Origin of the sequence: Micromonospora sp. NPDC049366 (assembly GCF_044466625.1) — a bacterium.
In the GTDB taxonomy this organism is placed as follows: Bacteria; Actinomycetota; Actinomycetes; order Mycobacteriales; family Micromonosporaceae; genus Micromonospora.
On sequence record NZ_JBITMV010000001.1, the window covers coordinates 217,815 to 231,161 of the forward strand.

The 13,347-nt window shown below is 72.4% G+C and carries 11 protein-coding genes, 1 tRNA gene and 1 pseudogene; 8 read left to right on the top strand and 5 right to left on the bottom strand.

The annotated features are described in order from the left end of the window. Positions 1-17: 17 nt before the first annotated feature. On the bottom strand, positions 18-563 hold the full coding sequence (locus tag ACIBTV_RS01020) for a CGNR zinc finger domain-containing protein (RefSeq protein ID WP_396701079.1): 546 nt from the start codon (positions 561-563) through the stop codon (positions 18-20). Positions 564-649: 86 nt separating this feature from the next. Here ACIBTV_RS01020 and ACIBTV_RS01025 point away from each other — a divergent pair, with 86 nt between their 5' ends. The 3 genes and pseudogenes from ACIBTV_RS01025 to ACIBTV_RS01035 all read left to right on the top strand — a co-directional run bounded on the left by ACIBTV_RS01025 (position 650) and on the right by ACIBTV_RS01035 (position 3,800). Next, a complete protein-coding gene (locus ACIBTV_RS01025; protein WP_396701081.1) occupies positions 650-1,615 on the top strand; it encodes an EamA family transporter in 966 nt (321 codons plus the stop codon). A 12-nt stretch (positions 1,616-1,627) separates the two neighbouring features. Further along, positions 1,628-1,931: pseudogene (locus tag ACIBTV_RS01030) on the top strand (HAD family hydrolase); the annotation flags it as partial. Between the two features lie 183 nt (positions 1,932-2,114). Next, positions 2,115-3,800, top strand: a complete 1,686-nt coding sequence (locus ACIBTV_RS01035; RefSeq protein WP_396701083.1) for a S8 family serine peptidase — start codon at positions 2,115-2,117, stop codon at positions 3,798-3,800. Between the two features lie 124 nt (positions 3,801-3,924). Here the strand turns inward: ACIBTV_RS01035 and ACIBTV_RS01040 are convergent, their stop codons facing one another. Beyond that, a complete protein-coding gene (locus tag ACIBTV_RS01040) occupies positions 3,925-5,124 on the bottom strand; it encodes a hypothetical protein (RefSeq protein ID WP_396701085.1) in 1,200 nt (399 codons plus the stop codon). 240 nt (positions 5,125-5,364) lie between these two features. Beyond that, positions 5,365-6,021 carry an IclR family transcriptional regulator gene (locus ACIBTV_RS01045; RefSeq protein ID WP_396702017.1) on the bottom strand — a complete coding sequence of 219 codons (657 nt, stop codon included), beginning with the start codon at positions 6,019-6,021 and terminating at the stop codon, positions 5,365-5,367. A 264-nt stretch (positions 6,022-6,285) separates the two neighbouring features. Here ACIBTV_RS01045 and cysS point away from each other — a divergent pair, with 264 nt between their 5' ends. Together cysS and rlmB are read left to right on the top strand one after the other, a co-directional pair. After that, positions 6,286-7,701, top strand: coding sequence for a cysteine--tRNA ligase (gene cysS / locus ACIBTV_RS01050; RefSeq protein WP_396701087.1), 1,416 nt, complete (start codon positions 6,286-6,288; stop codon positions 7,699-7,701). Continuing rightward, positions 7,701-8,831: a 23S rRNA (guanosine(2251)-2'-O)-methyltransferase RlmB gene (gene rlmB, locus ACIBTV_RS01055; RefSeq protein WP_396701089.1), complete on the top strand. Its 1,131-nt coding sequence runs from the start codon at positions 7,701-7,703 to the stop codon at positions 8,829-8,831. The genes cysS and rlmB overlap by 1 nt, the downstream gene beginning before the upstream one ends. 67 nt (positions 8,832-8,898) lie before the next feature. Here the strand turns inward: rlmB and ACIBTV_RS01060 are convergent, their stop codons facing one another. After that, positions 8,899-9,990 (bottom strand): ABC transporter ATP-binding protein, encoded by a 1,092-nt coding sequence (locus ACIBTV_RS01060; RefSeq protein ID WP_396701091.1) that lies wholly within the window; start codon positions 9,988-9,990, stop codon positions 8,899-8,901. A 353-nt stretch (positions 9,991-10,343) separates the two neighbouring features. On the opposite strand from ACIBTV_RS01060, the gene ACIBTV_RS01065 reads away from it, so the two are divergent. Then, positions 10,344-10,420: transfer RNA gene (locus ACIBTV_RS01065), tRNA-Thr, on the top strand. 40 nt (positions 10,421-10,460) lie between these two features. Here the strand turns inward: ACIBTV_RS01065 and ACIBTV_RS01070 are convergent. After that, positions 10,461-11,054 carry an NADPH-dependent FMN reductase gene (locus ACIBTV_RS01070; RefSeq protein ID WP_396701093.1) on the bottom strand — a complete coding sequence of 198 codons (594 nt, stop codon included), beginning with the start codon at positions 11,052-11,054 and terminating at the stop codon, positions 10,461-10,463. Between the two features lie 112 nt (positions 11,055-11,166). On the opposite strand from ACIBTV_RS01070, the gene ACIBTV_RS01075 reads away from it, so the two are divergent. Together ACIBTV_RS01075 and ACIBTV_RS01080 are read left to right on the top strand one after the other, a co-directional pair. Beyond that, positions 11,167-12,006 (top strand): helix-turn-helix domain-containing protein, encoded by an 840-nt coding sequence (locus tag ACIBTV_RS01075; protein WP_396701095.1) that lies wholly within the window; start codon positions 11,167-11,169, stop codon positions 12,004-12,006. A 171-nt stretch (positions 12,007-12,177) separates the two neighbouring features. Continuing rightward, on the top strand, positions 12,178-13,287 hold the full coding sequence (locus tag ACIBTV_RS01080; RefSeq protein WP_396701097.1) for an aromatic acid exporter family protein: 1,110 nt from the start codon (positions 12,178-12,180) through the stop codon (positions 13,285-13,287). Positions 13,288-13,347: the final 60 nt, after the last annotated feature.

Genomic DNA, 13,347 nt, shown 5'->3' on the forward strand with positions numbered 1-13,347 from the left:
TCCCAGGCCCGCTGGGGTCACCGCTGGGCGGCTGCCTTGCGGGCCCGGTACGCGCTGACGGCGGCCCGGTTGCCGCAGCCCGCCTCACAGAACCGGCGGGACCGGTTGCGGGACAGGTCGACCAGCACGTTGTCGCAGTCGGGGTGGTCGCAGATCCGCAGGCGGCTCAGCTCTCCACCGCGTACGAGGTCGGCGACCGCCATCGCCGCCTCGACCGCGATCCGGGTGGCCAGCGGGGCGTCCCGGGGCACGGCGTGGAAGTGGTACGGCTCGTCGTCGTGCGTGATCAGCTGGGGCAGGGCGTCGTTCTCCCGCAGCAGGCCGTTGACGATGACGACCACCTCGTCGACGTCCACGTCCCAGATGCGGCGCAGTCGGGGCCGGAGCGCGCGTACGGCCTCCAGTTCGGCCTGGGTGTGCTCGTGGCGGCCGCTGTAGGCGTGTGTGACGTAGTACTCGTCGAGGGCCGCGACGTCCGGCAGCCCTTCGCCGTCGCTGCCACCGGTGTTGACCAGGGCGGCTGTGGCGATGAGCGAGCACTCAGTGTCATGAGCGAAAAGCAACTTGACTCCTGTCGGGGTGGCCGCATAGCGTCATCGGTATAGCCATAGTTTGCCCATTACCACCCCGTCGTGCCAAGGAGCGCCCGATGCAGCAACCCCCCGCCGTCGGCGTCGGCCTCGGTCTTGCCCTGCTCTCGGCGGTCACGTTCGCCACCTCCGGCACCTTCGCCCGCTCACTGATCGAGGGCGGGTGGTCGGCCCCGTCGGCGGTGATCGCCCGGGTCGGGATCGCCGCCCTCGTGGTGGCGGTGCCGGCGGTGCTCTCGCTGCGCGGCCGGTGGCACGTGCTGCGACGCAACCTGGGCACCATCGGGGTCTTCGGCCTGCTGGGCGTGGCGCTCGCCCAGGTCTGCTTCTTCAACGCCGTCCGCTACCTCCCGGTCGGTGTCGCGCTGCTGCTGGAGTACCTCGGCATCATTCTCGTCGTGGCCTGGACGTGGCTGGTCCACGGGCAGCGCCCCCGGCGACTGACCGTGGCCGGCTCCGCCGCCGCCCTCGCCGGGCTGGTGTTCGTCCTCGACCTCACCGGCGCCGGGCGGCTCGACCCGCTGGGCCTGCTCTGGGGCCTCGGCGCCGCGGTCGGCCTGGCCGGCTACTTCGTGCTCGCCGGCCGGGTCGACGCCGAACTGCCGTCCGTGGTGCTGGCCAGCGGCGGGATGGCCGTCGGCGCCGCCGCGCTGGCCGCGCTCGGGCTGGTCGGGGTGCTGCCCCTGAACGCCACCTTCGGCGCGGTCGAATTCGCCGGGCAGCACACCAGCTGGCTGGTCCCGATCGCCGGGCTGTCGCTGGTCGCGGCCGTCGTCGCATACCTGACCGGGATCGCCGGAGCGCGGATCCTCGGCCCACGCCTGTCGTCCTTCGTGGGGCTGACCGAGGTGATGTTCGCGGTCCTGATCGCCTGGCTGGTGCTGGGGGAGCTGCCGACCGTCGTGCAGCTGCTCGGCGGTGCGCTGATCATCGCCGGTGTCGCGCTGGTGCGCGTCGACGAGCTGCGCGGCTCGCGGCCACCGGTCGACGCCACCCCGGAGCCCGCCCTCGCCGGCGAGCGGTAGGTCCTGGTCGGCGTGCTGACCACCGTCGTCTTCGACGCCGACGAGACCCTGCTCGACCTGCGCCCGGCGGTGACCGGCGGGCTGGTGGCCGTACCTGAGGAGATGCGCCCTGGACGATCTCGCGGCGCTCTTCTTCGCCCGGCGGTTCGCGCTGACCCGACCCTTCGCCGACGTGCTGCCGGTCCTGCCGACGCTGCGGGAGCGGTGGACGCTGGGCTACGCCACCAACGGCAACAGCCGCGCCGAACGCTGCGGGCTCGCCGGCGAGTTCGCCTTCGAGGTGTACGCGCACGAGAACGGCCTGCCGACCTGCCCTCCGTGTTGGCGCGCCTCTCCGAATGACGGAGAGATTTCCCGGCGATCACCGTGGTCGCCCGAAAGAAATACGCGCCCATCGCTGTGATGGCCGGCACTTCTTCGCTTGGGATTCTCGGGTGGCGGAATTCCCGTAGGTGCGATGTGATGGCTGGCACGTTCCGCAACGGAAGGACTCGATGTGGTGAGCAAACGCTTCACCGCCGGTGCCGTCGCCACCGCGGCAGCCCTGGCACTCACGGTGACCGGGCTGGAGGTGCCCGCCGGCGCCGCTCCGACCAGCTCCCGGACCTTCACCGTGGTCGCGGAGGACGGCGTCGCCGCGGACTCGGCCATCGCCGCCATCCGCGCCGCAGGCGGCACCGTGGTCTCCCGGACCGACGAGGTCGGCATGTTCCAGGTGACCAGTGACCGGGCCGACTTCGCCGCGAAGGCGACCGCCGCGACCGCCCTGGTCGGCGCCGCCGAGCAGAAGGCCATCGGCCGCAAGCCCAAGCTCGACCGGGTCGAGCAGGAGCACCTGCTGGCCACGGCCGCCAAGAAGGCCGCCGCCAAGCCGCGGGGCAAGAAGCTCGACCCGCTGGACGACCGGCTCTGGGGCCTGGACATGATCCGCGCCGACGACGCCCGCAAGGTCGAGCCGGGCGACCGCCGGGTGACCGTCGGCGTCCTGGACACCGGTGTCGACGCCAGCAACCCCGACATCGCCCCCAACTTCAGCTGGTCGCTGTCGCGCAACTTCGCCCGGGACATCGTCGACGTCGACGGCCCGTGCGAGGTGCCCAGCTGCCTCGACCCGGTCGGCACCGACGACGGCGGCCACGGCACGCACGTCGCCGGCACCATCGGCGCCGCCGCCAACGGCTTCGGCCTCTCCGGCGTCGCCCCGAACGTCACGCTGGTCGAGCTGAAGGGCGGCCAGGACTCCGGGTACTTCTTCCTCGACCCGGTCGTCAACGCCCTGCTCTACGCCGGCAAGGCCGGCCTCGACGTGGTCAACATGTCGTTCTACGTCGACCCGTGGCTCTACAACTGCACCGCCAACCCGGCCGACTCGCCGGAGGCCCAGGCCGAGCAGCGGGCCATCATCAAGGCGGTCAAGCGGGCGCTGACCTACGCCCACGACCGGGGCGTCACGCTGGTCGCCGCGCTCGGCAACGAGAACGACGACCTCGGCAGCCCCCGGACCGACGTCACCAGCCCGGACTACGGCGCGACCCCGTACCCGCGGCCCATCGACAACGAGAGCTGCTGGAACCTGCCCACCGAGGGCCCGAACGTCATCGCCGTGTCCTCGGTCGGCCCGTCCGGCAAGAAGGCCGACTACTCCAACTACGGCACCGAGCAGATCTCCATCGCCGCCCCCGGTGGCTGGTACCGGGACGGCTTCGGCACCGACACGTTCCGCACCGACGCCAACATGATCCTCTCCACGTACCCGAAGAAGGTGCTCCAGGAGGAGGGCTCGGTCGACGCCGACGGCAACATCGTCGCCGGCTTCGAGGAGTCGGTCTTCAAGCAGTGCGAGCGCAACGGTGAGTGCGGCTACTACACGTACCTCCAGGGCACCTCGATGGCGTCCCCACACGCCGCCGGCGTCGCCGCGCTGATCGTCAGCAAGTACGGCAAGGCCGAGCGCCGTGGCGGCTTCGGCATGTCGCCCGACCTGGTCGAACAGCACCTCTACCGGACCGCCGCCGAGCACGCCTGCCCGGAGCCGCGGCTCCAGCAGTACCGCAACGAGGGCCGGGACGAGACGTTCGACGCGTACTGCGCCGGCGGTCTCAACTTCAACGGCTTCTACGGCTACGGGATCGTGGACGCGTACGCGGCTGTGAAGACCCCGCTCAAGCCCAACGCCCGCCCGTAACGCACCTCTCTGCCGGGCCCGGTCGACCCGTTCGACCGGGCCCCGCGCCGTGGTCCACTCGATGTCGGTGATCCGGCGGTATCGAGGTGCCGTGGATACCGCCATATCGCGGAACCGGTGTCGATCATGGATGCCGCCAGCCGCGTGCGAACAGCGCGGACCTGACCTCCCTCGCCACACCGAGGAAGTCCCGGTGGAGACGACGGCTTGTCACGTGCAACACGAGCCAGCCGGCGGCAACCAGCTGGTTGAGCCGGTACCGGTCGCGGTGCAACTGCTCGGCGTCGGCGTGCCACTGCCCGTCGTACTCCACCGCAACCCGGTAATCCGGCCAGGCCAGGTCGGGATGCAGGATGAGCCCGCCCGGCAACCGCACCGGGTGTTGGGCCACCGGCCGGGGCAGCCCGGCCAGCACCAGCCGCACCCGCAGGTGGGACTCGGGCGGTGACTGCGCACCGGGATCGGCGAGGTCGAAGACCCACCGTGCCCGTCGCCCGCCGGACCGATCGGCGTGCTCGTCGGCGACCACCGCGAGAGCATCTCTGCTGGTCAGGCCTTCCCTCAACAACGTGTCGACGATGCCGACGGCCCGGACCGGCTCCAGCCAGACAGCGGTCTCCCAGGCCGCCCGGGCCGGATCCGACGTCGGTATCGGGCCTCCGCCCCCGGCTCGACATCCGGCCCCGGACGCCGGCCGGATGACCGTCGACCTGCCACCACGGCCGGACGCACCGGAAGCCGCGCGGGCGGCGGTCGGGCCGACGGAGGCCGTGGTCGGGTTAGGGCTGGCGGTGGTCGGGCTGATGGTGGCAGCGGTCGGACTGACGGTGGCAGTGGTCGTGTCCGGGGTGGCGGTCGCGGCGGCTCGGCCGGGAACCGGTCTCCGGCCGAGTCCGACCGGGACGGGTCTCAATCCGGCTCCGACGGTTGCGGATGCCGGGCTGGCTCCGATGGGGACGGGTGCCGGGCCGGCTTCCACGGGGTCGGCCGAATGAACCCGGATGCCGGTGTGAGAGCCGACCCGGCCCTCTCTCGGCACGAGGACGTGCACCTCGTCGGTGAAGGACGCCGCGTGCTCGACGCCGTGCAGGTAGGCGGCGGACGGGCCGGCGATGACCGCCGTCGGCGGCAGTCTCAGCAGCGCGGCCTGGCAGGTGAGCCGGTGGTCACGGTCGAGGCGGGCGTCCGCGTAGACGTCGTGGAGCAGGCGGATCCAGGAGGCGCCGCGGAGTTGGTGCCGGGTGAGAAGCCCTCGCCGGACGGCGTCCGACCCTCGGAAGACCTGCCAGGCGAGGGTTGCCGGTCGGTGCGGTTGGGGTGGCATGTCCACCAGCGTGCGGGCGGCCGGGCGGCCCCCGACACCCCTGTGGACAGCGGCCTACCCCGGCTCGGATCGTCCTGTGGACAACCCGAACGACCCGCCGGAGCCGTGGTATGCGTGATCGACCGCAGGGGGCCCGCACGGCGGCGTGCACGGCTCGGGGACCACAGCACATGGCCCAGCTGAAGTTGATCAAGCCGGACGGACGGTGCGCCGATCGGCCGGCCGCGCGTTCCCGGGCGGTCAGCCCAGGGCGGCGGCGATGTCGATGGCGGCCACGCGGACCTGGGCGCCGACCGTCCCCACGTCCAGCGGGGCGAGGGCGACCACGCCGACGCTCGCCTCCAGCCCGGGTACGCCGAGCACCGGTGCCGCCACCCCGTACGCCCCGGCCTGCAACTCCCCGCTGCTGCTCACCGGGTCGGCGAAGCCCTCCCGGCCGGCCAGGATGGCCCGGCCGGCGGCCCCCCGGTGCAGCGGGTGCCGCGCGCCCGTCCGGTACGCCACGTGGAACGACGTCCAGGTCGGTTCCACCACCACCAGCGCGACCCCCTCGGCGCCCTCCACGACGGTGAGGTGCGCGGTGGCGCCGGCCTGCTCGGCGAGTCGGCGCAGTGCGGGCAGGGCTCCCTCCGCGAGCAGCGGCTGGGCCCGCCGGGCCAGGTGCAGCACACCCGCGCCGAGCCGGAGTCTGCCGTTCTCGTCGCGGCGGAGCATCCCGTGCGCGGTGAGCGGACCGGCCAGTCGGTAGACGGCGGCTCGGCCGATGCCGAGCCGGTTGGCGGCCTCGGTGACGGTCAGCCCGCCGGGCTCGTCCGCGACCAGGTGCAGCAGGCGTAACCCGCGGTCCAGGGTCTGCGCCGTCTCACCGGCCCGACCGGCGCCCTCGACCGCGTCGATCCCGGCGACACCATCACCGTGGGTCGTCACCTCGGCCGAGCCGTGGGGCGTACGTCGGCTCGGCCGAGCCTCGCCGCGGGCTCGATGAGCCACCCCGTCGGCCCGACCCGCCCCGGTCGTCGCGCCGGGGCCCTGCCGGCCCGTCGGGTCGCCGCCGGCACGGGGTGCCGGGCCGCCGCCGGGGCGTGCCGCCGTATCCATGACAGGCAGCGTACGACGTGACACCGGCCGCCCCGGAAAAGCGCGGACGGCTACCCTTGTACGGTGACGCTACGCCTGTATGACACCGCCACCCGATCGGTGCGGGACTTCGTCCCGCGGGAAACCGGCAAGGTGGGGGTCTACCTGTGTGGTCTCACCCTTCAGGCGCCGCCGCACATCGGCCATCTTCGGTCCGGCGTCAACTATGACATCCTGCGTCGCTGGCTGCTGGCCACCGGCTACCAGGTCACCTTCATCCGCAACCTGACCGACATCGACGACAAGATCCTGGTCAAGGCGAACGAGCAGGGGCGGCCGTACTGGTCGATCGCGTACGCCAACGAGCAGATCCTGGCCTCGGCCTACCGCGCGCTCAACGTGCTGCCGCCGACGTACGAGCCGCGGGCCACCGGGCACATCCCGGAGATGCACGAGCTGATCGGCAAGCTGATCGCCGACGGGCACGCCTACCCGGCCCTCGACGGCTCCGGCGACGTCTACTTCGACGTGGCCTCCTGGCCCGCGTACGGGTCGTTGTCGAACCAGTCCCCGGAGGACATGCAGTCCGCCGGTGACGCACCGGACCGGGGCAAGCGCGACCCGCGCGACTTCGCGCTCTGGAAGGGCGCCAAGCCCGACGAGCCGTCCGACGCCTACTGGCCGTCGCCGTGGGGGCGGGGCCGGCCGGGCTGGCACATCGAGTGCTCGGCGATGTGCTGGCGCTACCTGGGCCCCGAGTTCGACATCCACGGCGGCGGGCTCGACCTGACCTTCCCGCACCACGAGAACGAGATCGCCCAGTCGCAGGCCGCCGGCCTGCCGTTCGCCCGCTACTGGGTGCACCACGGGCTGCTCAGCATCGGCGGCGCCAAGATGGGCAAGTCGCTGGGCAACACCCTGGACCTGGCGTACGTCGACTCGCTCGGGGTGCGCCCGGTGGAGCTGCGCTACTACTACGCGGCCGCGCACTACCGGTCCCGCATCGACTACTCCGAGGACGCGCTCCGCGAGGCGGCGATCGCCTACCGCCGGATCGAGGGGTTCGTGCAGCGGGCCGTGGAACGGGTCGGTGCCGGGCAGTTCGGTGAGCTGCCGGCGGGGTTCGTCGCCGCGATGGAGGACGACCTCAACACGTCCGCCGCGCTGGCCGTGCTGCACGAGGTCGTGCGGGACGGCAACACCGCGCTGACCGGCGGCGACGATGTGACGGTCCGCACCGCCCTGGCCGCTGTCCGCGCGATGCTGGATATCCTCGGTGTCGACCCCCTCGACCCGGTGTGGACCGGTGGCGGCCGGGTGGACGACCTGCGCGGCGTGGTGGACTCGCTCATCGCCCTGGCCCTGGAACAGCGCGCGCAGGCCCGCACCCGTAAGGACTGGGCCGCTGCGGACGCCGTACGGGACCAGCTCAAGCAGGCCGGCGTGGTGGTCGAGGACACCCCCCAGGGCCCCCGTTGGACTATTGGAGAGCAGGACTGATGGCCGGCAACTCGCAGCGCCGTGGCCGACGGCTGACGCCGAAGGCGGGCGCCCCGAAGGGCTCCGGCGGCAAGGGCCGGGACGCCCTCGCCGGGCGGGGGAAGACCCTCCCGGCCGACGAGCGGCCCTGGCACAAGGCGTACTCGGGCACCGAGAAGCTGCCGCAGCGCACCGCCTGGAAGCAGGAGAAGGAGCGCCGCGCGGCGGCCGAGGAGGGGCGTGCCCCGAAGATCGGCCAGCCGGGCACCAAGGACACCACCTGGGGCAAGGGCGGCGGTCGGGCCACGGCGGGCGGTCGCGCCGCGGCCGGCCGCGGTGGCGGCAAGCCGGCCGGCCGGACGGGCCCGCGGGTCGCGCCGGGCCGCAAGTCGAACCCGTCGCGGGACGCGCCGGAGCTGCTGGTGGGCCGCAACCCGGTGGTGGAGTCGCTGCGCGCCGGTGTGCCGGCGACCGCGCTCTACACCGCCCAGGGCATCGACATCGACGACCGCATCAACGAGATCGTCCGGACGGCCGCCGACCGGGGCATCGCGATCCTGGAGATCAGCCGTGCCGAGCTGGACCGGATGACCGGTGGGGTGCTGCACCAGGGCGTCGGCCTGCAGGTGCCGCCGTTCGCGTACCAGCCGTTCGAGGACATGCTCGCCGCCGCGGTGGAGCAGCCCGCCCCGCTGCTGGTGGCGCTGGACGGGGTCACCGATCCGCGCAACCTCGGCGCGGTCATCCGGTCGGCCGCCGCGTTCGGCGCGCAGGGCGTCTTCGTACCGGAGCGGCGGGCCGCCGGGATCACCGCGACCGCCTGGCGGACCAGCGCCGGCGCGGCCGCCCGCGTCCCGGTCGCCCAGGTCACCAACCTGACCCGGTCGCTCAAGGCCGCCCGCGACGCCGGCTTCATGGTCGTGGGCCTGGACGCCGACGGCGAGACCGACCTCTACGACCTGGAGGCCGCCGTCGGCCCGCTGGTCGTGGTGGTCGGCTCGGAGGGTCGTGGGCTGTCCCGGCTGGTCGGGGAGACCTGCGACCTGACCGTGAGCATCCCGATGATCTCCGAGGTCGAGTCACTCAACGCCAGTGTCGCCGCCGCGGTCACCCTGGCCGAGGTGGCCCGCCGCCGGTCCGTCGAGGGCTGAGCAGCCGACTCCGCACAGACGAAAGGGGCGGCCCGCCGGATGGCGGGCCGCCCCTTTTTCGCGTACGTCAGATGCGCTTGCCGGTGGCGGCGTGGAAGACGTGGCTGCGGCCGGTGCGCGGCTTGACGAACACGGTGTCGCCCATGTTCGGCATGCTGCGCCGGTCGGTCCGGACCACGAACCGCTCCGAGTTGCCGCCCAGCGCGGCGTGGCCGTAGACGTTGGCGTCGGAGCCCAGGTCCTCGACCAGCTCGACCACGACCGGCATACCACCCTCGGTCGGGCTGACCAGGTCGCAGTCCTCCGGACGGAAGCCGACGGTGACCTTGCCGTCGCCGCCCTCGGCCTTGGCCGCCTCGACCTGCTCACGGGTCAGCGGCACCAGCAGCTCGGCGAACTCGGCGCCCTTCTCGTTCAGCGGCACCGTCTTGATGTTCATGGCCGGCGAGCCCATGAAGCCGGCGACGAAGACGTTGGCCGGGGTGTCGTAGAGCGCCCGCGGGGTGTCGACCTGCTGGAGCTCACCGTCGAGGAGCACGGCGACCCGGTGACCCATGGTCATGGCCTCGACCTGGTCGTGGGTGACGTAGACGGTGGTGACGCCGAGCTTGGCCTGCAGCGACGCGATCTGCGTACGGGTCTGCACCCGCAGCTTGGCGTCGAGGTTCGACAGCGGCTCGTCCATGAGGAAGACCTGCGGCTCGCGGACGATCGCCCGGCCCATCGCCACACGCTGGCGCTGACCACCGGAGAGCGCCTTCGGCTTGCGGTTGAGGAACTCCTCCAGCTGGAGCAGCCCGGCCGCCTCCTTGACCCGCCGGTCGATCTCCGACTTGGAGGTCTTGCGGAGCTTGAGCGCGAACGCCATGTTCTCGTAGACCGTCATGTGCGGGTAGAGGGCGTAGTTCTGGAAGACCATCGCGATGTCGCGGGCCTTCGGGGGGAGGTGGGTGACGTCGCGCTGGTCGATGTAGATCGAACCCTGGTCGACGTCCTCCAGGCCGGCGAGCATGCGCAGGCTGGTGGACTTACCGCAACCGGAGGGGCCGACCAGGACCAGGAACTCGCCGTCGCCGATCTCGAGGTCCAGCTGGTTGACGGCGGGGCGCTCGGTGCCCGGGTAGATCCGGGACGCCTTCGCATAAGTGACCGTGGCCATGATGGCGCGCTTCCTTTCACCGGCAGGAACGTGCCGGACGATCCGAGTGAAGGAGCGACCGGCGCGCGTCGCGCCGGCCAACGGGCGGCGGGGCCGGCCGCGGGGGCGGCCGGACACGACGTCCGTGTCACTGCACGGTAAACGGGATTTGCAGTGCTGCCAAGGCGTGGCGATCTCGGGTTCGGCCCACGGCATACACATTCCGGTCAACCGGGCACGGGCGGACAGCAATCGGCCGCGGTATCCGTGCGACCGGACGCGCGGAACGTCGGGATGTTGACGTTTCCCGTGCTCGGGAGCCCTGCGACGCGGGAAATCCCGACGTCAGTCGCTATGCTGGCCACGAAACACGCGCCCCTGTAGCTCAGCTGGCCAGAGCACTCGCCTTGTAAGCGAGATGTCGCCGGTTCGATCCCGGCCGGGGGCTCCAATTTCCACCAGGCGACGTCGGCGGCGTTCGCCTCGGGCCGTCAGGCCGGGTAGGGGATCGACTCCCGTGCCGCACGCAGGGCGGCTGCCCACCAGGCGAGCTGATCCAGCATGGCCTTGGCGTAGCCGGGAGCCTCCTGGTCCTGCGGCCTCCCGTCCTCCCAGGACCGGTAGTAATACGGGAACGCCAGTCCGTCACGAATGGTGACGGCGTGCAGTTCGGTGAACACGTTCTCCAGGTGCAGGACGGCGTGGCGGCCACCGGCGGCGCCGCCGTAGCTGACGAAGGCGACGGGCTTGGCCTTCCACTGGGAGAAGTGCCAGTCGATGGCGGCCTTCAGGGACGCGGGATAGCTGTGGTTGTACTCCGGCGTGACGACGACGAACGCGTCCGCCTCTTCCAGATGCGACGTCAGGGACGCCATTGCCTCGGGCCGGGGGTACGAGTCACCGGCGAGCACCGGTGAGACCTCCGGCAGCGCCAGCGGGATGTCGGCGTCCGCGAGGTCGACGATGTCGATGTCGAAACCGCCGTGCTCGCGCGCCCGGTCGGCGACCCAGGACGCGACGACCGGCCCGAAACGGCCCTCGCGGACGCTGCCGACGATGATGACCAACTTGTGCGTGTCGTTCATGCACTCCACGGTCGGTGGTTCCGGCGGCGGCAACCAGGCCGGGTTCAGGCTGGCCCTGGTAGGGCCACCCTGGTGGGCCGGGGTGCCGGGAAGCCCGACCTAGACTTCGACCATGGGCACGCCGCTGGGCGACTTCATCCGAGCGAAGCGCGACACCACCCAGCCGGATTCGTTGGGGCTGCCAGGTCGCAGCCGCCGCCGGTCGCCGGGCCTGCGGCGCTCGGACCTCGCCACGCGCGCCGGGATAAGCGTCGAGTACCTCACCCGCATCGAGCAGGGGCGGGACCGCAACCCGTCGCCTGCTGTGATCAAGGCATTCGCGGATGCCCTGGACCTCGACGCCGCCGAGCGCGGCCACCTGCGCTACCTGGCCAAGATCACGGCCGGTGGGTGCCCGGGACGTGCGCAACCGGTGCCGCCGAGCCGCCACGTCCGTCCCGCCGTGGTGGAGATCCTCCGCCTCCTCGAGCCCGGCGTCGCCTTCGTCACCAACCGCCTCGGAGACGTGCTCGCCCACACGAGCGAGTTCGAGCTGCTGATGCGGGACACCGGGCTGATCGAGGGCCCCACGCCCAACCTGACACGCTACGTGTTCACCGACCCGCGTGCCCGGATGATCTTCCCCGACTGGGACCAGGTGGCCGATGAACGGGTCTTTGAGCTGTGGCTCGGGCCGTCGGCGGAGACCTCCGAGTGGTTCCGGGCGGAACTCGCCCCCGTGGCCGGAGTGGAGTTCACCCGCCGGCTCAACCGCCATCTGCCTCCGCCGCTCGTCCCCCTCAGGCTTCACCACCCCGTCTGGAACGAGCTCCGTTGGCACCGGGAGAAGCTCGAGCTGCCGAGCACGGACGCCCAGGAGTTGGTCGTGCTCCTGCCCGCCGACGACGCGACGGCGCGGTGCATGGAGCGGCTGCGCCGCCAGTCTGACCGTGTCCTCCGCGCGGTCGGTTAGCTGACCCCGCCGGCCGCCGTCGGGGCCGGCCGGTGACATCGCCCGGCACCCGGCCACGGCCACCCGGGGAAACGACGAACCGGTGGCGTGACAGAACGCGGATCTCGCGCAGGTGACCCTCCACGCGTACGACGATGGCATTCGGGGACGGGCGCGTTGTCGGAGGTGAGGGTGCGCGGCCTTCGAGGTGTGCCGCGGGGCAGCGTGCGGCGGGAGGGCCACGACGTCGTCGAGCGGCTCCGCACGTACCTCATCGTGGCGGCCCAGGCGGGCGTGGCCGCCGGCCTGGCGTGGTTCGTCGCGAGCGGGGTGCTGCACAACCCGCAGCCGATGTTCGCGCCCGCCGCGGCGGTGGGCACGATCGCGGCGGCCGTCGGCAACCGGGTCCGCCGGACGTTGGAGCTCATCGCCGGGGTGATCGTCGGGGCGCTCGCCGGCAACGGGATCGTCGAGGTGATCGGCGTGGGCCCGGTGCAGACCGGGCTGGTCGTGACGCTGGCCATCATGGCGGCGGTCCTGGTCCGGGGTTCCGGCGCGGTGATGACGCAGGCCGGCAGCACGGCCGTGCTGCTGGGTACGGTCTCCGCGAAGGCGCCGGACCTGGCGGTGCCGCGTACGGCGAACGCGCTCGTCGGCGCCGGGGTGGCGCTCGTCGTGGTGTTGCTGATCCTGCCGCTCAACCCGGTGCGGACGGTCCACCGCACCGCCGGTCCCACGCTGCGCGAGCTGGCCGACGGGTTGAGCGGATGTGCCCGGGCGCTGACCGACCGCGACGCCCGGCAGGCCGATGACGCCCTGGGCCGGCTGTGTGATCTGGAGCCGCAGGAACAGGGCACCCTCGGCCTGATCGGCGCGGCGCGGGAGGTGGCGGTGCTGTCGCCGTGGCGTCGGCGCCGGCTGGGCATCATGCGCCGGTACGAGCAGACCGCCGCGCACCTGGACCGGGCCTACACGAACAGTCGCGAGATGGCGCACTGGTCGGTGTCGGCGATCCGCGCCGGTGAGCGGGTGCCGCCCAGCCTGCCCGCGTCGATCGAACACCTCGGCGAGGCGATCCGGTGCCTGCACCGCGAGTTCCTCGTCGGGAAGGAGCCGGAACACAGCCGGTCCCTGCTGCTCCGAGCCGCCCGTGAGCTGGACGAGGCCTGCGACGCGGGGGTCGACTTCGCGATGGAGGTCGTGGTCTCCAAGCTGCGGGTCATCGTCACCGAGGTCCTGCAGGGCTGCGGTGTGCCGCAGGAGGAGGCGAACCGGCAGGCGGGCCTGGTCACCGAGATCTGACCCGGCGACCCGGCCCGCCTGTCGTCAGCGGGGGCCGCCTCGCCGGGCAGCCGCTCCCGA